Below are 21,755 nucleotides of genomic sequence, written 5' to 3'. Positions count from 1 at the left end.
CGGAACCCGTGGAGGTCGCATAATCGTTCACACTCTGTGCAATACTACGCGGGACGTGTAATAGCACAGAGGGAGGCACATGCCCCAGGCAGAACTGAAATGCGACCGCCGCAGCCTGCGCTCGCAGCTTGCCCTGCGCACGGCGCTCGCCGAGCAGCTCAATGCCGGCGATGACCTGAGCCGCGTGACCGTGGCGGCGCTCACGGATCGCGCCGGCCTCACGCGCCGCACCTTCTACAGCCACTACAAGGACATCCCGGATTTTGTCGAACAGGTCGAAGCCGGCCTGCTCGATGAGATTCGCGCGCGCGTCCGCGCCATCTCGGCGACCACGCTGCCGGAGGTCTACCGAGGCATCGAGAACCTGAGCCCGGCGCCCGGCGCCACGGAGCTCCTCGAGTACCTTGCGGTCAACCGCGAGCTCGTGGGCGCGCTGCTCGGCCCCGGCGGCGACCCGGCCTTCATCAAGAAGCTCATGGACATGGCGAAGGAGGAGATCTCGGGCCGTATGCGCTCGGGCATCTTCCCGCTGGCGCTCGGCGCCTTCTTCGATTACTACCTTACCTATGTGGTCGCTGCGGAGACGGGCGTGATCCAGCGCTGGTTCGAGCGCGGACTCGTGGAATCACCCGCCACCATGGCTCGCGTGATGACCGTCATCGCCTTCGCCCGTCCGGGCGATCTCTATGGCATGCCCATTGATATCAACGTGCCCGAGTACGGTATGAAGCTCATGAACCTGCAATTCGACCCCGAGGCGTTCGCCACGCCCGCTGAAGAGGAGAACTAGATGTCTGAAGAGAAGAAGATCGAGGCCCCTGAGGGGGCTATCTGGAATCCCGAGAACGTCCACGGCCAGCTCCATCTGGGCATCGACGTGGGCTCCACCACGGTGAAGCTCGCCGTGCTGAACGATGAGAACAGAATCGTCTACGCCAAGTACCAGCGCCACCACACCGACGTGCGCGCTTGCGCCCGCGACCTCTTTGCCGGCGCCGATATGGTGCTGCCCGACACGCCCATGACCTGCGCCATCACCGGCTCGGGCGGCCTTCTGCTCTCGCAGTGGCTGGGCCTGGAGTTCGTGCAGGAGGTCATCGCCAGCAAGCGCGCCGTGGAGACGCTTATCCCCCAGACCGACGTGGCCATCGAGCTCGGCGGCGAGGACGCCAAGATCATCTACTTCGACCAGGGCATCGAGCAGCGCATGAACGGTACGTGCGCGGGCGGCACCGGCGCGTTCATCGACCAGATGGCCACGCTGCTCCACACGGACGCGAGCGGCCTGAACGAGCTCGCCAAGAACGCCACCACCATCTACCCGATCGCCTCGCGCTGCGGCGTCTTCGCCAAGACGGACGTGCAGCCGCTCTTGAACGAGGGCGCGCGCCCCGAGGACGTGGCCGCGAGCATCTTCCAGGCCGTGGTCACGCAGACCATCTCGGGTCTGGCGTGCGGCCGCCCCATCCGCGGCTACGTTGCCTTCCTGGGCGGCCCGCTCCAGTACCTCTCCGAGCTGCGTCACCGGTTCTACCTCACGCTCGAGCTCGATGAGGAGCACCGCATCGTGCCCGCCAACGCGCACCTGTTCGTGGCGAGCGGTGCGGCCATGGCGCACGAGTCCGAGAAGCTGTCTACGTTCTCCCAGCTTATCACTGCCATCGATTCGCTCGGCGACACGCAGGGCTCCGAGGTGGCCCGTCTGGACCCGCTCTTTGCCGATGACGCCGCGCTCGCCGAGTTCCATGCGCGCCACGATAAGGAGGTCGTGCCGCGCGAGGACCTCGCTGCCTACCACGGCAAGCGCGTGTTCATCGGCCTGGACGCCGGCTCCACCACCATGAAGGCCGCGATGGTGGGCGAGGACGGCCAGCTCCTGCACACCTGGTACGGCAACAACAACGGCGACATCCTGGGCACGGCCAAGACCATCATGGCCGACTTCTACGCGCACATCCCCGCGGACGCCACGATCGGCCACGTGACCACCACCGGCTACGGCGAGGCGCTGCTCATCGAGGCCTTGAAGGCGGATTCCGGCGAGATCGAGACCGTGGCGCACCTTCGCGGCGCCAAGGCCTTCCTGCCGGGCGTGCAGTTCATCCTCGACATCGGCGGCCAGGACATGAAGTGCCTGCGCGTGCGCGACGGCGTGATCGAGCACATCATGCTGAACGAGGCCTGCTCCTCGGGCTGCGGCAGCTTCATCGAGAGCTTCGCCGTGTCCATGAATATGGACGTGCGGAGCTTCGCCAAGGCCGCCATGGAGGCCAAGGCACCGGTTGACCTGGGCTCCCGCTGCACCGTCTTCATGAACTCCCGTGTGAAGCAGGCGCAGAAGGAGGGGGCCACGGTGGGCGACATCGCGGCCGGCCTCTCGTACTCCGTCATCAAGAACGCGCTCTTCAAGGTCATCAAGCTGCGCGACCCCAAAGAGATCGGCACCCAGGTGATCGTCCAGGGCGGCACCTTCATGTCCGATGCCACGCTGCGTGCGTTCGAGCAGCTCACGGGTGTCAACGCCGTGCGCCCGGACATCGCCGGCTGCATGGGCGCCTATGGCGCGGCGCTCCTCGCGCGCGACCGCGCGGGTGCGGACGGCGTTTCCGGCATCCTCTCGGCCGACGAGATTGCGCACCTCACGGTGAAGCAGCGCCATGCGCGCTGCGGCCGCTGCTCCAACAACTGCCAGCTCACCATCAACGACTTTGGCGGCGGTCGGCGCTTCATCACCGGCAACCGCTGCGAGAAGGGTGCCGGCACCCACAAGAAGAAGACCGAGGCCCCGAACCTCTTTGCCGAGAAGAACCGCCTGCTCTTCGACCGTCCCACGCTGACCGAGGACGAGGCCATCCGCGGCACGGTGGGCATCCCGCGCGCGCTCAACATGTACGAGGACTACCCCTTCTGGCACACGTTCTTCACGCACCTGGGATTCCGCGTGGTGCTCTCGGACCAGTCCAGCAAGAAAGTCTACGAGGCGGGCATCGAGTCCATGCCGTCGGAGTCCGTGTGCTACCCGGCCAAGCTCTCCCACGGCCACATCATGAACCTCATCGATAAGGACGTGGACTTCATCTGGATGCCCTGCATCCGCTGGGAGCGCAAGGAGGACCCGCAGGCGGGCAACTCCTACAACTGCCCGATCGTCATGAGCTACCCGCAGGCGCTCAAGTTGAACATCGACGAGATCGCCCAGAAGCACGTGGAGTTCATGGATCCCTTCGTGCCCTACCACGACCGCGTGGAGCTCAAGCGCCGCCTCTTCGAGCTCATCGCGCAGGAGCGCGTAGCCGACGCCGAGGCCGGCCGCGGCCGCGTTGAGGGTCCGCGCATCACCCGTTCCGAGATCAACGCCGCCGTGAACGCCGCGTACGAGGAGGACGCCGCCTTCCACGAGCGCATCCAGGAGCTGGGCGAGGAGACCATGAAGTGGGTCGAGGACCATGGCGGGCACGGCATCGTGCTGGCCGGGCGTCCCTACCACAACGACCCCGAGATCAACCACGCCCTGCCGGAGCTCATCAGCTCGTTCGGCTTCGCGGTGCTCACCGAGGACTCCGTGGCGCACCTGGTGCGGCCCGATCGTCCCATCCGCGTGGTCGACCAGTGGATGTACCACAGCCGCCTCTACCGCGCGGCCAAGCTCGTCACCATGCGGAACGACCTCGATCTCATCCAGCTGAACAGCTTTGGCTGCGGCCTGGACGCGCTCACCACAGACCAGGTGCAGGAGATCCTGGAAGCTTCCGGCAAGATCTACACGGTGCTGAAGATCGACGAGGTCTCCAACCTGGGTGCCGCGCGCATCCGCATCCGCTCGCTCATGGCGGCGCTCAAGGACAAGGAGGCCGAGCGCGCTGCCGAGGCCGCGGCGGCAGGGGAGCGCTACCAGCCGGGAGACGGGTCGCCCGTGGCCCCGAGCCAGGATGCGCCGGTTTTCGCCACGCACAAGTATGCGCTCGAGGCGCAGCGCCGCGCGCAGAGCACGGCGTGGGAGAAGGTTCCCTTCACCGAGGAGATGAAGAAGGAGGGTTACACCATCCTGTGCCCGCAGATGGCGCCCATCCACTTCGACCTTATCAAGGAGGTCTTCAAGGCCGCGGGCTACAACCTGGAGCTCCTGCCCTCCACCGACCGCGGGGCCGTTGAGGCAGGCCTGCGCTACGTGAACAACGACATCTGCTATCCGTCCATTCTGGTGACGGGCCAGATCATGGAGGCCATCGAGTCCGGCCGCTACGACCTCAGCAAGACCGCCGTGGTGATCAGCCAGACGGGTGGTGGCTGCCGCGCCACCAACTACATAGCGCTCATCCGCAAGGCGCTGCGCGAGAGCGGCCATCCCGAGATCCCCGTCATCTCGCTTTCCGCGGTGAAGCTCGACGAGCAGAACCCCGGCTGGAAGCTCACGGTTCCCATGCTCAAGGCCGCCGTGTACAGCGTGCTCTTCGGCGACGTGATGATGCAGATGCTCTACCGCTGCCGTCCCTACGAGGCGGAGCCGGGTGCTGCCAATGCGCTCTTTGAGGAGTTCATGGCCCGCGCCCGCAAGGAGGCGCCGAGCTTTACGCGCCGGAGCTTCACCAAGCTCTCGCGCGAGGCTATCCACGCGTTCGACACCATGCCGCTTGTGGGCGAGGGCACCAAGCCGCGTGTGGGCGTGGTGGGCGAGATCCTCGTGAAGTTCCATCCCACGGCCAACAACCACGTGGTGGACGTCATCGAGCACGAGGGCTGCGAGGCCGTGGTGCCGGGCCTGCTCGACTTCTTCCTCTACTCCATGAGCAACGCCAAGCTGCAGAAGGACGAGCTGGGCAGCAAGGCCACCACGCGCGGCGCCATGGACGCCGTGGTGGGGCTCGTCGACTGGATGCGCAAGCCGGTGGACGAGCTGCTCGAGCAGTCCACGCGCTTCGAGCGGCCCGAGCCCATCTCCGAGATGGCCAAGAAGGCCACGAGCGTGCTCTCGCTCTGCAACAACATGGGCGAGGGCTGGCTGCTCACGGCCGAGATGCTCGACCTCATCGACCACGGCGCGCCGAACATCATCTGCACGCAGCCGTTCGCGTGCCTGCCGAACCACGTGGTGGGCAAGGCCGTGATCAAGGAGCTGCGCCGCCAGCACCCCGAGAGCAACATCGTGGCCGTGGACTACGACCCGGGCGCCTCAGAGGTGAATCAGCTGAACCGCATCAAGCTGATGATCTCGGTGGCGAAGGAGAACCTGCGCGCGGGCAAGGGCTTCAAGATGGAGCCGGTGCGCCCGCTCGCGCAGGACATGGTGGACCAGAAGTTCCGCCCGCACCATGAGGGTGACAGTTGCGGCACGGGTGGCTGCGGCGCGTTCGGCGACGACGCCGTGGAGCGCGTGGCCGAGCGCCTGGGCCGCGGCGTGCGCGGCTAGCGCTGAGTCCGGACCTGCCGGTGATCTTTGCCAAGAAGGCCCGGTCCATCAACCTCGACGACGACCAGTACGCCACCACCATCTATTCGTTCACCAAGCAGCGCGAGTACCCCGTGATCGTGGGACGGCGCTTTCTCTCCGCGGGCGAGAACGTGCTCATCATCGATGACTTTCTGGCCAATGGCTGCGCGCTCGAGGGGCTGATTCGCCTCTGTGCTTTTGCCGGGGCGAACGTGGCCGGTATCGGCATCGCGGTGGAGAAGGCGTTCCAGGGCGGTGGCGGCCGTCTGCGCGAGCGGGGGGGGTACCGCGTGGAGAGCCTCGCCCGCGTGGCCGGCATGGACGCTGAGCGCGGGACGATCGAGTTCGTCTAGGCGTGGTGCCGGGTGGGTGCGCCGGTGTCGAGCGGCTGGACGCGTGGCACTGCCCCGGGCGCGTCGGCGCGGCGACCCTGCGTCTGCGCCGTTATCCTGCACCCGCGGCTGCCCCGTGTCCGTGCCGTTACTCCCAGCTCTTCCAGACGTCGGGCTGGTAGCCGATGGTGGCCTGGTGGCCGTTTCGCACGATGGGCTCCGCCAGCACCTGTTGGTTCTCGAGCAGTTTCTCAAAGCGCTGCGCCGGCACCAGGTGCTGGATGAGGGCCAGGGTGTCCTCGTCCTTGGCCTTGGGGTCGAGCAGGCGGTCGAGGCCGCCCACCGCGTTCGCCACGGACTGCAGCTCACCTTTGGAGAGGCCCTTCTCGCGCAGGTCCACGAATTGGAACTTGATGCGCCGCTCCTTAAAGTAGCGCTGCGCCTTCTTGGTATCGAAGCTCTTCTTGGTGCCGAAGATCTGGATGTTCATGGTCCCTCCTGTTCGCGGCCGCTTCCGCCGTCCCACATCAGTATCATCTAAGAGTTTGACGCATCGCACGCGGTTCAGCCCGCACGCAATCAAGAAAGGCCGCCCATGCTGCCCCTGCCCGAGGAAATTCGCCGCCGCCGCACGTTCGCCATCATCTCGCACCCGGACGCCGGCAAGACCACGCTCACCGAGAAGCTTCTGCTCTACGGAGGGGCCGTGCAGACGGCCGGTTCCGTCAAGGGTAAGTCGAGCGCGCGCCACGCGGTCTCGGACTGGATGGACATCGAGAAGCAGCGCGGCATCTCCGTCACCTCCTCGGTGCTGCAGTTCGAGTACCAGGGTTGCTGCGTGAATATTCTGGATACCCCCGGCCACCAGGACTTCTCCGAGGATACCTACCGCACGCTCATGGCGGCGGACGCCGCGGTCATGGTGATCGACGGTGCCAAGGGCGTGGAGGCGCAGACCATCAAGCTCTTCCGCGTATGCACGCTGCGCCACATCCCCATCTTCACCTTCGTGAACAAGCTCGACCACGACACCCGCGACCCCTTCGACCTCATGGACGAGATCGAGTCCGTGCTGGGAATCCGCACCTATCCCATGAACTGGCCCATCGGGTCCGGTCGCAACTTCCGCGGCGTGTTCGACCGCCGCGCCCGTCGCGTCATCGCGTTCGACGGCGACGGCCGCGCCAACGCCGCCAAGAAGGTGGGCGAGATCCAGGCCGAGCTGGGCGCGCCCGAGCTGGACGAGCTGATCGGCGAGGAGAACCACCACACCCTCATGGACGACATTGAGCTGCTGGACGGCGCTGACAGCGTGTTCGACCTGGATGCCGTGCGTGCGGGCCAGCTCTCGCCGGTGTTCTTCGGCTCCGCGCTCACCAACTTCGGCGTCGAGCCTTTCCTGGAGAGCTTCCTCGAGCTCGCGCCTGCGCCCACGCCGCACGAGGATGCGGAGACGGGTGAGCTCGTGGACCCTGCGACCTCGTCTTTCTCGGGCTTCGTGTTCAAGATCCAGGCCAACATGGACAAGAACCATCGCGACCGCATCGCGTTCCTGCGCATCTGCTCCGGCAAGTTCGAACGCGGCATGGATGCCTGGCACGTGCAGGGCGGGCGCAAGGTCAAGCTCGCGAGCGGCACGTCCATGATGGCGGATGACCGCTCCACGGTGGACACCGCGGTTGCCGGCGACATCGTGGGCCTCTTCGATCCCGGCCTCTTCGCCATCGGCGACACGCTCGTGTCCATGGGCGCTCCCAAGGTGCGCTACGCGGGCATCCCCACCTTTGCGCCGGAGCATTTCGCCCGCATCACCCAGGTGGACACGCTGCGCCGCAAGCAGTTCGTGAAGGGCATGGAGGAGCTCGCCCAGGAGGGTGCCATCCAGATCTTCCGCGAGGTGGGCGGCGGTATGGAGAGCGTCATCGCGGGTGCGGTGGGCGTCCTGCAGTTCGAGGTGCTCGAGCAGCGCCTGCGTAGCGAGTACCACGTGGAGGTGCGCCGACAGGACCTCGCGTACTCCGACATCCGCTGGATCGCCAACGCGCCCGGCGAGATCGACCTGGCACGCCTCGATCTCACGCGCGACACCAAGCCCGTGGAGGACATGCGCGGCGGCAAGCTGCTGCTCTTCACGCGTCCGTGGAACGTGGACTGGGCGATCGAGCACAACCCGAACCTCAAGCTCTCGGAGTTCGGCAACGTGACGTTCTAGTTGCGCTGGGGCGTAGGTAGATGGCGTTGGGGCGTTGCTAAGCAGACGTGCCGCCTGAGGGGGGGCGTTGCTAAGCAAAGTTGCCACCTGAGGGAGGTTTGCTAAGCAGATGGACCATCAGGAGGGAGTTGCTAAGCAGATCTGCCACCAAGGGCCTGAAAAAGAGGTCTTGGAGGCATATCTGCTTAGCAACCGCCGGCTGGTGGCAGGTTTGCTTAGCAACTGCTGGGGGCGTGGTGCCTCGTGGCAGGTTTGCTTAGCAACCGTCGCGGGACGGGGACTTGGTGGCAGGTTTGCTTAGCAACGTTCCTCAGTGCTCCTCGGGGGATGCCGGAGGCGTCTCTCTGCGCGGGTTCCCCATCGGATATTCCGAGTTGTGAACGCCGTCCGTCTCCCACGGGGAAGCGCGGCGGAGGATCCGCAGGTCAATCCGCATATCGAAAACCGAGTTGTGCATGCAGCGTTCACAACTCCCCGAATGCCGACACCTGGGCGTTCACAACACGGGAAAACCGATGGCAAGATCGCAGCGCCCTGCTCGTCCATTTCGGCACCCCGCCGCCCAAGAGCTCCGCCTGCCCGGTTTCCTCATCGGCTATCAGCCTCATGCCGTCGGGCGGTCTTTCACCAGGGTACGTCCGGCCGGAGCGTTCCGCGCTCCTCTCCAGGCGCCGTCGCGAGCTCATGTGCCGCGATTGCGGCGCGCGCTGGATGCTGAAATAACTCGCCCAAAGCCGTGTCCGCGCGGGCGTGTAGGATAGTGCGAGAAAGAACGTCGCAAAGGAGGGCGCGTGGCGCTTCGCGTGTGCAAGGATCAGGATTCGGTGGCGGTCATCGCCCGGGGCGTAGCTGAGTACGGTCGGGTCACGCTGCTCGTGGGCACCCCGGCCGCGCGCGATGCCTGGCGCTCGCGTCTCGCCGATGCCGGTGTGGGCCTGGGTGTGGACGTCACCGTTTCGAGCGCGTGGCTGCAGGAGCTCTGGGGGCTTCTGGGCGACGGCCGGCGCTTGGTGGGGCCCGTGGAGCGTCAACTGCTGATGGCGGGGGTTCTCGACGGCATCGCCCCGGCCGACCTAGCGCCGCTCGCGGCAAACGTCGGCACCACGCGCCTGCTCTGCCGGCTGGCCGAGCGCTTGCTGCCCGTCGCGTCGGGCGGGGCCGCGGTACCGGCGAGCGAGGCCGAACGGGCGGTGTTCTCGCTGCTCGACGCCTATGCGGATGCGCTCGAGGCGAACGGTCTGGTTGAGGCCTCCCAAGCGGCGGAGGCACTCTGCACCCTGTTGGAAAAAGGCCCGCTGCCGGCGTGCGCGCATGAGGTGACGCTGGCGGACGTGCGGACGCTCCCGGCCCATACGGTTCATCTGCTGCGGGTGATTGCCGACGCGGGCGAGGTGCGCTGGCTGCTCGGCGCGGACCAGGCTGCCTTTGCACCTGAGGTGGCGCGCGCGTTCGGGGCTGAGGACGCGCCGGACCGCGGCACCACCGATCAGCCCGCCGTTTCCGTCGGCACGGAGATGTCCGAAGCCCCGGACTTTCTCGAGGTGGCCGGGCCGCACGCCAAGACGCGTGCCTACGCGGAAGAGCTTTCCCGCATGGCGGGCGAGGGGGCGGGCGAGCTGGTTGTCGCCACGGCGCGCCCGCTCGAGCTGCTGTTCGAGCTCGCGCCTGCCCTTGCGGCCCGCGGCATCGCCGCCGAGGGGAGAGGGCGTGTCCGGTTTGGGCAGACGCTCTCCGGTCAGCAGCTCGTCGCGCTCCTGGACCTGGCTCAGCGCATGGGGGAGGCCGAGGCGGGGCGCGCGGATGCGGGGACGTGGTGGCCCGCACCCGAGCTCGCGGACTGGCTCGCCTCGCCGCTCTCGGGGGCGAGCGTCCACGAGGCCCGTCAGCTCGACAAGCGGGTGCGCGGCACGCGCGCGCTCGCGCCCGAGGGGGTTCAGCGCCTGCTCCAGAGCTGCCAGGGGCGCGTGACCGCGGCGCGGGGAAAGCTATCCTCCACGCATCCTCTCTCCAAGGTTCCGGTTGTGTGCGCCGATGTGTTTCAGGCGCTCTGCCAGGGCAGACCCGTTACCGCGCTCAAGCTCATGCTGAGCGTTGCCGAGACCCAGCCGTCCTCGTCCTTCGGCACGCACGACGGCAGGGCGCGCCAGCAGGTCGAGATCGCCCTGCTGCGCGGCGTGCTGGAGGCCGTGTCGACCATGGCGCACGACCTGGGTGTGTCCCAGCGCGCCGCGCTTCAGGTGCTGCCCGCGCTGGAGGTGAGGACGGCGTGGTCCGTTCCCGCGGCGGCTGATGCGGAGGCAGAGCGTGCCGAGGAGGGCGCTCCCGACCCGTCTTCCGGCGACCCGCGCGCGGTGGCCCGCTTCATGACCGTGGACGATGCGGCCGCGCTGCCCGCGTCGTCCGCGGATGCCGAGCTGTTGGCGGATGTCGATATCGAGAGCTATCCCCTGGCCCATGAGGAGGGCGTCGTCGCCGAGCTGGGCGAGCGCTTGGGGTACCGGCCGTTCGAGGTGGAGCCGATCGCGTGGCAGCGCTGCGTGTTTCCCCGCGCGGTCGCTGCCTCCCGTTCCGGTGCGGTGCTTGCACGCGTGGCGCACGATCGGCAGGCGGCGGACCGCTATCCCGCTGCCATCTGGACGGAGCTGCTCACGGCGGCAGGCACCGCGCCGCGCGTGCGGGGCGAGGGCGATGTCGTCGCCGACTTTGAGCCCGTGCCCCGCGCGCCGCGGGAGGAGCGCGTGACCTGTCTCTCGCCGCAGGAGCTCTCACCCGACGCCGTGCCGTATCTGGTGCTGCGCCACCGGGATCCGAGCGCGCCTGAGGGCGCGTCCGCCCCGCTGGTGCCGCGCCAGTTCTCCGCCTCCCAGATCGAGAGCTACCTCACCTGCCCGCTCTGCTGGTTCGTCTCGAACCGGGTGCGGCCGGCGCGCCTAGATGCGGGCTTTGGCAACATGGAAAAGGGCAACTTCGTCCACGACGTGCTCTACCGTTTTCATCAAACGCTGATAGACGAGGGCGTGCCGCGCGTGACGCCGGGCAACCTGGATGCGAGCCTCCGTCGTCTCCACGAGGTTTTCGAGGAAGTCCGCGCCGAGCATGCGCGGGGCAAGACGTCGAGCTCGGCGCCACTGGTGCCCCTCACGGCGAGCGAGCGCCTTCAACTCGATCGGATCCTGCCCGAGATGGAGGCTGTGCTGCGCTACGAGGCCGGAGCACTCGAGGCGTTCCATCCTGCCTACCTGGAGTATAGCTTCAACGACCTGGGCGCCACCTATGCCGGCTTCCCGCTCGGCGGGCGCATCGACCGCGTTGACGTGGACGCCGAGGGGCACGCCGTGGTGATCGACTATAAGCACCGGTCGAACCCCGACCAGTTCAGGTTGCAAGACCCCACCGTGACCAACCGTGCGGGCGCGGTGCCGGCGGATGATCCCGACTGGCTGCCCCGGCACACCCAGTCGATCATCTACGCCCAAGCGCTCAGGCGCTCTTCGCTGGGTCTGGATCCACGTGGCGCGGTCTACCTCACCACCAAGGGAGGCAAGCCGGGGATACGGGGAGCCGTCTCGGCGGAGCTCGCTCAGGAGGAGCCGGGGGACGGCCGTACGCCGGGACTGCTGCGCGGCTTCCCCGACGAGGACCATGGCGGGACCATGCGCCTCGATGAGCTGCTTGATCGGGTGGAGGGCGTCGTCACCCGGCGCCTCGCCGCGCTCGCCGCGGGGGATGTTCGCGCCAGCGAGAGCGAGCAGATGTTTTGCGGCCGGAGCCATGGCCTTGGATTCGAGAGGAGGGACGCGTAGCCCATGGACCTTTCCACCTTGATGCCGCAGCAGCGGCAGATCGTCACCACGCTGGACCGCCCGCTGTTCGTCTCGGCGGGAGCCGGATCGGGTAAGACCTTCACGCTCACGCGGCGCATCCTGTGGGCGCTCTCACCCGAGTCCGGCCCGTTCCTCACGGGGCTCGACCAGGTGCTCGCCATCACCTTCACCACCGACGCCGCAGCCGAGATCCGCGAGCGCGTGCGCGCGGCGCTGATCGCCGAGGGCATGGCGCGCGAGGCGCTGGCCGTGGATGACGCCTGGATCTCGACCATCCACGGCATGTGCTCGCGCATCTTGCGGGCACACGCGCTGGAGTTGGGCATCGATCCGGAATTCAGCGTGCTCACCGACACGGCGCCGCTGCTCGACCGGGCCGTGGACGAGGTGCTGGCGGGTTGCTCGGTGACCTCGGTGACCGAGGGCGCATCCTCGCCCCCTCTGGGCATGGACGCGCTGCTGGACTGGTATCCGCTCGCGAGCGAGGGCGGCTTTGCGCGCACGACCAACGTGCGCGACCTGGTGCGCCGGCTAGCCGAGCTTGCGAGCGCGAGTCGCAACGGGTTCGACGACTTGCGCCCGCTGGCGGGCCGAACGGACCTTTCGGGTCTGCGCGATGCCTACCAGGAGCTTGCCGAGAACGGCGGCAGCAAGGGGGTTGAGCTCGCCGAGCGCGCGCTCGCGGCCATTGATCGGTTCGAATCGGGGTCGCGCACCCGCGCCGACCTGTTGGGCTGCCTCATGGCATGCGACGCGCCGCGTGCGAGCAAGGGATTTCCCAAGGAGAGTGTCGCCTGGCTCAAGGCCGAGGTGGCGGACGCCTTCATCAACGCATACGCCGGGCTGGGAAGTCGTGCCATGGAGCAGCTGCTCCAGCTGGCGCGGGCCGTCTTCGACCGCTTCAACGAGCTCAAGGCCGAGCGCTCGGTGCTCGACAACAACGACCTGCTTCGCCTGACCTTCCGAGCCTTCCGCGACCACGCCTCCATTCGCCGTGCCTACGAGGGGCGCTTCAAGCTGGTGATGATCGACGAGTTCCAGGACACCGACCAGCAGCAGGTCGATCTGGTGAGCTACCTCACCGGCGAGGGCGGCCGCGCGCTCTGCACCGTGGGCGATGCCCAGCAATCCATCTACCGTTTCCGCGGCGCGGAGGTCGAGGTGTTTCGGCGCCAGGAGCGCTCGATGGCGGGCGCTGCCAAGAAAACGGAGAGCGGCTTCGGCCAGCCGGCGGCGTGCGAGGCCGCGGTTCAGGGCGAGCTGGTGCAGCTGGTTAAGAACTTCCGCAGCCATGCGGAGATCCTGGAGTTTGTGGCCCGCGTGTTCGACGGCGGTCAAGGTGGCCTCATGAGCGGCTTTCTCGACCTGCAGCCGCACGAGGGGAGGCGCGACGGGCTGATTGCCCCGAACGCGTCGCGCCGGCAGGCCGTGCTCGTGGCCGGGGGATCGCGCGAGGAGCGCACGGCCCTCAAGGCCGCCGCCATCGCCCGGCGCTTCCGCGCCCTCGCCGATGCCGGTCAGCCCGCGGGCGGCATGGTGCTGCTGCTCGGCGGCATGACGAGCGCGAGCGTGTACGCCGACGCCATCCGCGCCGAGGGGCTCGCTTGCATCATCTCGGGTGGCACGGTCTTTGCCGGAACCGTGGAGGCGCAAAGCGTCCGGGCACTCGCGGCCACGCTCGCGAACCCGCAGGACGCCGAGGGCGGCATGGTCCCGCTCCTGCAATCGCCGCTCTTCGCGCTGGGGGCGCAGGAGTTCCTGGCGCTCTGCACGGCGATGGACGCGGAGACGGGGGAGACGCGCCGTCGGAACGTCGACGCCGGCATCGCCTCGGATGACGACGCCCCGGGGCTCGACGGCCTGCCACTCGTGGCGCGCGCCCGCGCGGTACTGCGTCCGGCGCTTGCCCGCGTGGGTCGCGACCCGCTCTCCGCTATCGCGCGCGACGTGGTGTCCCAGTCCGGCTGGCTCGTGCGGCTCGTCGCGCGCGGCGCCGAGGGCAAGGCCGCTGCCGCGAACGTCCTGAAGGCGCTGGATGCCCTCGCGGAGGCGGAGGCGCAGGTGGGGCGTGCCCCGCGGGCCATCGTCGCCGCGTACGACCGCTTCCTGGCCGGCAAGGAGGCGCCGGGTGCCCTCAACGAGGAAGCGGGCGACGCCGTCCGCATCATGACCGTCCATGCCAGCAAGGGCTTGGAGTTCCCCGTGGTGGCGGTGGCGGACTGCTTTGCCGCCCGCGCCTCCTCGGACCGCGTGCAAACCCACCGTGGCGACGACGGCGCGGTGCGCATCGCCGCCCTGCCCGCTCGCCTGTCCGGCGCCCGGCTTTCGGACGGGAGCTGGATTCCCGCATCCGAGGTGGAGAAGCGTTTCTCCCGCCTCTACGCCGGTTCCGCTCCGTGGCTCACAGCGGACCTGGTGGACGACGTGTGCGCCACGGGTTCCGTGGCGGAGGCCTGGCTCTCCATACGCGATGAGGAGGAGCGGCACGACCTCGAGGAACGTGCGCGCCTGCTCTACGTGGCGATGACGCGCGCCCGCGAGGTGTGCATCCTCGCCCTGGACGCCAAGGTCTCCAGCGGCAAGGTGCCCGAGCTCAAGCTCGATCCCGAGCGCGACCTGACGGGCGCGGTGCTCAATCGCATCCTACCGGCCGATGGCCAGCGCCTGGATGTGGACCGCTTGGTGTTCGAGAACGCGCAGCCGGGGGACTTCGAGCTCATTGCTGTGGAGGATTTCTCGTACCACGGGGATTCCTACGAACAGAACGAGGGCTACCGGTCCTATGCGCCGGAAGACGACGATACGGAGGCGTCAGAACCAGACGCCTCCGAGCCCGATAGCTTCACGCTCGTCTATCCCGAGGCACCGGATTGGCACGTGGTGCCGGCGCCCCCGCGCCCCCGCGCCTCGTATAGCTACTCCTCCGTGGCGCGGTCGCTCTCGGCCACGGAGGAGGACCGCGCCCCCGCGCCTGCAGCCCCGGGGGATGCCGACGCCGCCGACGATGCCGCTGTGGACGAGGTGGCATTGCCATCCGCAGCGGCGCCGAGCGGGAGCGCGGGCCCGGATGCCCTCGCAAGAGATGCCGGCGACGATCCCACGGCACTCGGTTCGGCGTTCCATGCGGCGGCGCAATGGCTGGTGGAGATGGGGGCGGAGACCGTTCCACATGAGCGCCGCGAAGCGCTCGCGCGAGCCTGGCATCTCAGCGAGGTGCAGCGCGCCCGTCTCGACGCGGCGCTCGACCGCTGGGAGCGTTCCGCTGTGCGGGCCCAGGCGCTTGCCTGGCCGCTCGTGCGCGCGGAGGTACCGTTCTACACGCTGGCCTCCGATGGCCTCGCGCGCTTCGGCTCGTACGCGGAGGGCGCTATCGACCTGCTCTGCACGGATTCCGCGGATGCGACCCGCGCGCTCGTCATCGACTACAAGACGGGCGGGAACGCAGCGGAGACGCCGGATGCGCTGCAGGCCAAGCATCTGCTGCAGGCGCAGGTGTACGCCGACGTGCTCCACAAGGCCGGCGTGAGCAGGATCGAGCTCCAGTTCGTGCGCGTGGAGATGCCGGGGGCCGAGGATGGCGAGCCTCAGGTGGTCTCGTACGTTCTGTGATACTGCCGATAACGTTTTCACCTGTAGAAATCTGATTTCGGGGAGTGCGTACCGTTAAACGCACTTCTCGAAATCGGCGCAAAGGTCAAGCGCGCGTAATGAGATTCTGGGTTCATTGCGCGTTCATCCCCAGTACCGCTCCAGTGCGTAGAATGCTAGAATGCCGCAGTTGTTTTTCAACGAGAGGCGGGAGGGGCCATGCGGTTCTTGGAGATGATCGAGCGCCGGGCGTGCGAGTTCCCGGAAGCGGTGGCGCAGCGGACGTCCACGGGGTCGCAACTCACCTACGGCGAGCTCTGGCACGCGAGCGGTGCGCTGGCGCAGGAGCTCGTCCGCCGCAACGCGTCCCGCACGGACGGGGGTCACGCTCCCGTGCTGGTTTACGGCCACAAGTCCCCGCTCATGCTGGTGGGGATGCTTGCCTGCATGCGGTCCGGCCATCCATATGTGCCCGTCGACGCCCATTCGGTGCCCGATGAGCGCGCTGCCTCCATTGCACGGCAGCTGGGCGAGCCGATCGTCCTCGCCGCCGAGTCACTGCCCGCCGCCGTGGCGGTGAGCCCGGAAGGTGTGCTCTCCGCCGCCGATATCCGTGCGGTTGCGGAGCGCCCGGCGGACGCCCCGAATCCTGCCTGGCAGATCGCGGGCGAGGACCTCTGCTACATCCTCTTCACCTCCGGCTCCACGGGTGCCCCCAAGGGCGTGGAGGTCACCGCGAACTGCTTCGATAACTTCTGCGGCTGGGACGTTGAGCTCGCGGGCCCCGTGGCGACCCTTGGCGCGGTCTGGATCGACCAGGCGCCGTTCTCCTTCGACCTCTCCGTTTTCGAGCTGGCGGGCGCGCTCGCCACGAGCGGCACCCTGTTCAGCCTGGAGCACGACACCCAGCAGGACATGGAGGCGCTGCTCGCCTCCCTTGCGGAAAGTGGCGCCGCGGTGTGGGTCTCCACGCCCTCCTTCGCCGACCTCTGCCTGGTGAACGCGGGGTTCTCGCAGGAGATGATGCCGAATCTCAGGCTCTTCCTCTTCTGCGGCGAGACGCTCGCCAACAGCACGGCGGCACACCTGCTCGAGCGCTTCCCGCGCGCCCGCGTGCTGAATACCTACGGTCCCACGGAGTCCACCGTGGCCGTGACCGCCGTGGAGATCACCCCGCAGCTCGCCGCCGCGCCGGAACCGCTGCCGGTGGGGTCTCCTCGCCCCGGCACGCGTCTGCGCATCGTGGACGCCGCAGGGAGCGACGCGGAGGCCGGCCGTCCCGGTGAGGTCGTGATCGAGGGCGATACGGTGGCGCACGGCTACTACGGGCGCGACGACCTGACCCGGGCGGCGTTCGGCACCGCGTCTTCCGCCGTGCCCGGTGCCGTCTCGCCGGCGCGCTCCTATCGCACGGGGGACGAGGGCTGGCTCGACGAGTCCGGCACGCTCCACTACCACGGCCGGCTCGATCTGCAAGTCAAGCTCAACGGCTTCCGCATCGAGCTGGGCGAGATCGAGGAGCAGCTCCGCCGCCTGCCCGGCGTGGACGCCGCCGCGGTGACCACGCGCGAGCGCGACGGCAAGGTGAGCCATCTGGTGGCGCATGTGGTGTATAGCGGCCCGCGCGCGGAGGGGGAGTCGGACTTCCGGCTCGGCCTCGCCCTGAAGGAGCAGCTGAAACCCGTGCTCCCGCACTACATGGTGCCCAAGAAGATCGCCTTTCTGAATGCCCTGCCGCGCACCGGCAACGGCAAGGTTGACCGTCGCGCGCTGAAGGCGCTCTAGCGTATCTGAGCTGGTAGTCGTATGGGTTTCTACACGTCCGCATCGTTTTTCATCGCGCTCGCCATCGTCGCGGTCCCCGCTGTGGCGCTCGGCGCGTCCGGACGGCGCATCAAGCCGTGGGGCATGGTGGCATCCGTTGCCATGCTCGCCTTCCTGTTCGCCGATTCCCGCCGCGCGCTCGTGGCGTTCCTGCTCTTTGTGGCCTTGGCGACGGCGAGCGCGTACGCCATGCTTTCCAGCTGGAAGAGCGGACGCCGGAGCATGGCGGTGTACCGCATCTCGCTTGCTGCCACGCTGGTTCCGCTCGTGGTGTACAAGGTGAGCGCCGCCGTGGATGCCCCCGGTTTTCTGGGGTTCATCGGCATCAGCTATCTCACCTTCCGAGCGGTCCAGGTGGTCGTGGAGATTCGCGACGGCCTGATCGAGGACCTGCCGCTCGCGGACTACCTCTACTTCCTGACCTTCTTCGCTACGATCACCTCGGGCCCGATCGATCGGTCGCGGCGCTTTCTGGAAGATGCGAACACGGCCCTCGCGCCCGCTGCGTATCGGGACCTGGCGACGCGTGGCGTGCTCATGCTGCTTGCCGGTGCCGTGATGCAGCTCGCGCTCGCCACCATGGTGCATGGGTTCACCGATCCCTGGGCGGTGAACGGCGCCCTCGCCATGCCCAACATCCTGGCCCTCGGCCTTCCCTGGGGCGTGGGCTCCCTGGTTCGCGCGTACGGATACGCCGTCTACCTCTACCTGGACTTTGCGGGCTACTCGCTCATGGCGGCCGGTGCGTGCTACCTCTTTGGCATCCAGTGCCCGACGAACTTTAACGCACCTTGGCGCGCCCTGGACCTCAAGGACTTCTGGAACCGCTGGCACATCACGCTCTCCACGTGGCTGCGCGACTTCGTGTTCATGCGCTTCGTGCGCGGTCTCACGCGGCGCCACGTGTTCAAGAAGCGCCTGACCACGGCGTGCTGCGGCTACGTGGTCAACATGTTTCTCATGGGCATGTGGCACGGCCTCACGCCGGACTACCTGCTCTACGGCCTGTACCACGGCGTGCTGCTTGCGGCTACCGAGGCGTATCAGAAGCGCTGCCCCTTCTACAAGCGAAACAAGGGAAAGCGCTGGTACAAGGTTCTCTCGTGGTTCGTCACGATGAATCTGGTCATAATCGGCTTCAGCCTGTTCTCCGGGCAGGCTGGCGAAGCGGTAAGGAGAATGATCTATGGATAAGCAGGAGCTCGAAGCGAGCGTACTCGACTTGCTCGCGGATATCTGCGACGACGACGCGGTGCGCGAGGAACGCGACGTTGACCTCTTCGACGCGGGCCTGCTCGACAGCATGGCGGCCATCGAGCTGCTCGTTGCCATCGAGGACCGTTTTGGCGTGGAGATCGCGCCCACCGCGGTGAAGCGCGAGGAAATGAACACCGTCAACAAGATCATCGAGCAGATCGGCAAGCGGCTGTGAGCAAGCGCGCGGGATGGCGCGAGGCTCTCCGCGCCTGGTTCTTTGGGGATAGCCGCTCGGCTGCCCTTGCCTGGGCGGTTGTCGTGATCGCGCTGGCGGGCGTGTTGGTGTGGTTCTTCGCCTGGTCTCCCTACGGGGCACCGGCGGCACCGCTTTACGCCGAGTTCTAGCCCGGGCGGGGCAGGTCTCACGCGCGGCCGGCATCGGGCTGGGCCATGCAGCGGTCGAACGCGTTCGAAGATGGGGAGGGAGGGGCGCATGGAGCGTCAGGAGAATACGGGGGAGCCGCTTTCGCGCCGGCGGTTCATCTCCGTGTGCGCGGCGCTGGCGGGAACGGTCGCCGCGGGCTCGCTCGGCTCGTGGCATCTGCGGCAGGAGGTGGCCTCCGGCGTCTCGGCCTCGGTTGCCTACCCTTCGGCCGGCCAGCTCTCGAACTTCGCCTTCATGCGCGACGCCTTCTCTGCGCGCAAGGCGAAAGGTGAGCATCCCTATCTGGTGTTCGGCTCGTCCGAGCTGAATCCCCGCCATGGCGGGTGGCCGCATCCGGCGCGCCTGCTCTCGGGTGGCGCGTATGACGTGGATACCATGATGGTCGGCCGGGCGGGCGCCACCTCCATCTGGCATGCGGTGGAGATGGGCGCGCTCGCCACCACGCTGGGCGTTCGCCGCATCGCGTTCTTCGTGAGCATGCAGTGGTTTATGTGCTACCGCGACCCGCGGAAGAGCCTTCCCGCCCTCTTCTCGGAGGGGGCCTACCGGGCCTTCTCCGATAGCCATGAGTTCTCGGACGAGCTCAAGCGCCGCGTCACCAAGCGCATGGCGGTATACGGTGTTGATTGCCGGGGCGGCGGCTCGCCCTTGGGCGCGCTCGTCTCGAACGTGGACGATGCGGCCAAGGCCTACACCGATGGCCTGCGGGTGGACCTGAAGCTCATCGGCAAGGCGAAGCTCGCCGACGAGCAGCCCCCCGAGCTCGTGCGCGGGGATGCGGACCATCCGCTCCTTGCCGACGGGTCGCCCGATTGGGACGCCATCCTCGCGAGGGCGAACAAGCTTGCCGCCGAGCGTTCCGCGGGAAACGCGGACGGGTACGACGATGCATGGTACCGCGCCAAGTACGCGCGCTGGATTCAAGGCGCGCAGGAGCAGTGGAGCGTTCCCGCGAGCGGGGCGTACTTTAGCAAGCGGGAGCTCGAGGAGTTCAAAATGGCGCTCCAGGTGTGCCAAGAGGCGGGCGTGGACCCGTTGGTGGTGCTCCAGCCGGCGAAGGGGATCGCCTACGACCAGACCATCTACACGCGCGAGGTGCGGAGCTCCTACTACGAGCTCATCAGGAGCACCTGCGCCGAGCACGGGGTCGAGGTGGCCGATTTCTCCGGCCGCGAGTACGACCCCACGTTCTTCTTCGACTACTCGCACCCCTCTGCGGAGGGGGCCGCACGCTACAGCCGGGCCCTCTACACCTTCTTCAAGAACGGGCACCCGCAGGTCTAGCAGCGACCGGCGGGTGCCCGAACGGCACGCATATGAGTGGAGGGGTGCCACGCCGTCACGGTGTGGCACCCCGAGCGGCCCTGCCGGTCCGCTAGTTCTCCATGGCCCCCTCGAGCCACTTGGAGGTGTCCTCGATGCGGATCACGTTTGCCACGGAACGCACCGCGTCGAGCTTCTCGAGCTCCTGGCAGGCGGCGGTCATGTCGGCCTCGCGCGCCTCGTGGGTGATGAACACCACGGAGCAGGCGCCGTCCTCGCCCACCTCGAGCTGGTTGATCTGCGAGATGGAGATGCCGGCCTGGGCAAAGGCGTCCACCACGGGCGCGAGCGCCCCCACGCGGTCGAGGATGCGCAGACGCACGTAGAAGCGGTTGGAAAGCTCCTCGATGGGCAGCACGGGCACCACGGCGCCGAAGGGTTCGATCTCGGGCAGCGGGTCCTCGCCGCGGGACATGGGCTCAGCCAGCGAGAAGATGTCTCCCACCACGGCGGAGGCGGTGGGGAAGCGGCCGGCTCCCGCGCCGTAGAACATGGTCTCGCCCACGGCGTCGCCCACCACGTACACGGCGTTCATGGCGCCGGAGACGGCGGCGAGCTGGTGGCCGTTGGGGATCATGGTGGGGTGCACGCGCGCCTCAACGCCGGCGGCGGTCATGCGGGCGATGCCGAGCAGCTTGATGGTGTAGCCCATGTCGGCGGCCACGGCGATGTCCTCGGCCGAGACCTGGCGGATGCCCTGCTGGTACACCTCGTCGGTGGTGACGCGCGTATGGAAGCCGATGCTCGCCATGATGGCCGTCTTGCTGGCAGCGTCGAAGCCGTCCACGTCGGCCGAGGGGTCGGCCTCGGCGTAGCCCAAGCGCTGGGCATCGGCGAGCACGTCGGCGTAGTCGGCGCCCTCAGAGGCCATGCGGCTGAGGATGTAGTTGGTGGTGCCGTTCAAGATGCCGGCGATGGTGAGGATCTTGTTGCCCACGAGCGTGTGCTCGAGCGCGTTCACCACGGGGATGCCGCCGGCGGCCGCGGCCTCGCACTTGATCTGCACGCCGGCATCGTGGGCCAGCTTGGCCAGGCGTTCCACATGGCGCCCGAGCAGCGCCTTGTTGGCGGTGACCACGTGCTTGCCGGCGGCGAAGGCGGCCTCGTAGATCTCAGTGGCGGGATGCTCGCCGCCGATGAGCTCGACCACGATGTCCACCGTGGGGTCGGTCACTACGTCGTGCCAGTCGGGGGTGAAGCGGTCGTCGGGCAGCCCTGCGGCCCGCGCCATCCCGATATCGAGCGCGCAGCCGCGACGGACGTCGATATCGATGCCGTAGGCGGATACATAGTCTGCGCGGTGGGTGAGGAGGAGCTGGGCCACGCCGCCACCTACCGTGCCGAGGCCGATGATGCCGATGCCGATCGAACGCTTCGCCGCTTGCATAGGGCCAACCTTTCCCTGCGCCGACGCCCATGGCGCCATGGGCGAGAGCATGCGTGTATATGGTCGACTCATTGTACCGGAGCCATATCGAAGCGTGCCTGCCCGACGTAACAATTTCGCAACACGAAATGCGCTCCGAGAGCTCTTTTGTTATAGGCATCTAACTGCGAGAACAAGCGTAGCGCTTTGCCAAGG

Annotated in this window: 13 protein-coding genes; 11 read left to right on the top strand and 2 right to left on the bottom strand. The window is 67.8% G+C overall.

All coding sequences use genetic code 11. The features are described from left to right. The first annotated feature begins 79 nt into the window (after positions 1-79). Genes GDJ97_RS06885 through GDJ97_RS06875 form a run of 3 tightly spaced genes read left to right on the top strand, consistent with a single transcriptional unit; the run spans position 80 to position 5,781 of the window. The gene (locus GDJ97_RS06885) at positions 80-790 is read left to right on the top strand and encodes a TetR/AcrR family transcriptional regulator (RefSeq protein WP_152070558.1); all 711 of its coding nucleotides are present in this window, start codon (positions 80-82) and stop codon (positions 788-790) included. Further along, on the top strand, positions 791-5,407 hold the full coding sequence (locus GDJ97_RS06880; protein WP_152070557.1) for a 2-hydroxyacyl-CoA dehydratase: 4,617 nt from the start codon (positions 791-793) through the stop codon (positions 5,405-5,407). A 20-nt stretch (positions 5,408-5,427) separates the two neighbouring features. Next, positions 5,428-5,781 (top strand): hypothetical protein, encoded by a 354-nt coding sequence (locus GDJ97_RS06875; protein ID WP_226808894.1) that lies wholly within the window; start codon positions 5,428-5,430, stop codon positions 5,779-5,781. Between the two features lie 127 nt (positions 5,782-5,908). Here the strand turns inward: GDJ97_RS06875 and GDJ97_RS06870 are convergent, their stop codons facing one another. Beyond that, a complete protein-coding gene (locus tag GDJ97_RS06870; RefSeq protein WP_152070556.1) occupies positions 5,909-6,250 on the bottom strand; it encodes an arsenate reductase family protein in 342 nt (113 codons plus the stop codon). Positions 6,251-6,355: 105 nt separating this feature from the next. On the opposite strand from GDJ97_RS06870, the gene GDJ97_RS06865 reads away from it, so the two are divergent. The 8 genes from GDJ97_RS06865 (at position 6,356) to GDJ97_RS06835 (ending at position 20,134) form a co-directional block, all read left to right on the top strand. Beyond that, on the top strand, positions 6,356-7,972 hold the full coding sequence (locus tag GDJ97_RS06865) for a peptide chain release factor 3 (protein ID WP_152070555.1): 1,617 nt from the start codon (positions 6,356-6,358) through the stop codon (positions 7,970-7,972). 791 nt (positions 7,973-8,763) lie between these two features. Beyond that, entirely contained in the window at positions 8,764-11,775 is a 3,012-nt protein-coding gene (locus GDJ97_RS06860; protein WP_152070554.1) for a PD-(D/E)XK nuclease family protein, read from the top strand. A 3-nt stretch (positions 11,776-11,778) separates the two neighbouring features. Then, complete coding sequence (locus tag GDJ97_RS06855) at positions 11,779-15,405, top strand: exodeoxyribonuclease V subunit beta (RefSeq protein ID WP_152070553.1); 3,627 nt, start codon at positions 11,779-11,781, stop codon at positions 15,403-15,405. A gap of 198 nt (positions 15,406-15,603) precedes the next feature. Then, a complete protein-coding gene (dltA, locus tag GDJ97_RS06850; RefSeq protein WP_152070552.1) occupies positions 15,604-17,169 on the top strand; it encodes a D-alanine--poly(phosphoribitol) ligase subunit DltA in 1,566 nt (521 codons plus the stop codon). Between the two features lie 21 nt (positions 17,170-17,190). Continuing rightward, the gene (dltB, locus tag GDJ97_RS06845; protein WP_152070551.1) at positions 17,191-18,402 is read left to right on the top strand and encodes a D-alanyl-lipoteichoic acid biosynthesis protein DltB; all 1,212 of its coding nucleotides are present in this window, start codon (positions 17,191-17,193) and stop codon (positions 18,400-18,402) included. Then, positions 18,395-18,640 carry a D-alanine--poly(phosphoribitol) ligase subunit DltC gene (gene dltC, locus GDJ97_RS06840; RefSeq protein ID WP_152070550.1) on the top strand — a complete coding sequence of 82 codons (246 nt, stop codon included), beginning with the start codon at positions 18,395-18,397 and terminating at the stop codon, positions 18,638-18,640. The genes dltB and dltC overlap by 8 nt, the downstream gene beginning before the upstream one ends. After that, entirely contained in the window at positions 18,637-18,810 is a 174-nt protein-coding gene (locus tag GDJ97_RS09405; RefSeq protein WP_193221349.1) for a hypothetical protein, read from the top strand. The genes dltC and GDJ97_RS09405 overlap by 4 nt, the downstream gene beginning before the upstream one ends. A gap of 88 nt (positions 18,811-18,898) precedes the next feature. Next, positions 18,899-20,134 carry a D-alanyl-lipoteichoic acid biosynthesis protein DltD gene (locus tag GDJ97_RS06835; protein ID WP_193221348.1) on the top strand — a complete coding sequence of 412 codons (1,236 nt, stop codon included), beginning with the start codon at positions 18,899-18,901 and terminating at the stop codon, positions 20,132-20,134. Positions 20,135-20,225: 91 nt separating this feature from the next. Here GDJ97_RS06835 and GDJ97_RS06830 read toward each other — a convergent pair whose 3' ends face one another. Continuing rightward, the gene (locus GDJ97_RS06830) at positions 20,226-21,560 is read right to left on the bottom strand and encodes a homoserine dehydrogenase (RefSeq protein WP_152070548.1); all 1,335 of its coding nucleotides are present in this window, start codon (positions 21,558-21,560) and stop codon (positions 20,226-20,228) included. Positions 21,561-21,755: the final 195 nt, after the last annotated feature.

It is taken from the genome of Collinsella sp. AK_207A, assembly GCF_902501965.1.
Classification (GTDB): Bacteria; Actinomycetota; Coriobacteriia; order Coriobacteriales; family Coriobacteriaceae; genus Collinsella.
Note: the sequence above shows the minus strand (reverse complement) of the source record. Positions and strands in the feature narration are given on the sequence as shown.

Excerpts from the sequence above, each read along its gene's own strand:
- GDJ97_RS06885 (WP_152070558.1), top strand. The coding sequence starts at position 80 with ATGCCCCAGGCAGAACTGAAATGCGACCGCCGCAGCCTGCGCTCGCAG.
- GDJ97_RS06880 (WP_152070557.1), top strand. The coding sequence starts at position 791 with ATGTCTGAAGAGAAGAAGATCGAGGCCCCTGAGGGGGCTATCTGGAAT.
- GDJ97_RS06870 (WP_152070556.1), bottom strand. The coding sequence starts at position 6,250 with ATGAACATCCAGATCTTCGGCACCAAGAAGAGCTTCGATACCAAGAAG.
- GDJ97_RS06865 (WP_152070555.1), top strand. The coding sequence starts at position 6,356 with ATGCTGCCCCTGCCCGAGGAAATTCGCCGCCGCCGCACGTTCGCCATC.
- GDJ97_RS06855 (WP_152070553.1), top strand. The coding sequence starts at position 11,779 with ATGGACCTTTCCACCTTGATGCCGCAGCAGCGGCAGATCGTCACCACG.
- dltA (WP_152070552.1), top strand. The coding sequence starts at position 15,604 with ATGCGGTTCTTGGAGATGATCGAGCGCCGGGCGTGCGAGTTCCCGGAA.
- dltB (WP_152070551.1), top strand. The coding sequence starts at position 17,191 with ATGGGTTTCTACACGTCCGCATCGTTTTTCATCGCGCTCGCCATCGTC.
- dltC (WP_152070550.1), top strand. The coding sequence starts at position 18,395 with ATGGATAAGCAGGAGCTCGAAGCGAGCGTACTCGACTTGCTCGCGGAT.
- GDJ97_RS06835 (WP_193221348.1), top strand. The coding sequence starts at position 18,899 with ATGGAGCGTCAGGAGAATACGGGGGAGCCGCTTTCGCGCCGGCGGTTC.
- GDJ97_RS06830 (WP_152070548.1), bottom strand. The coding sequence starts at position 21,560 with ATGCAAGCGGCGAAGCGTTCGATCGGCATCGGCATCATCGGCCTCGGC.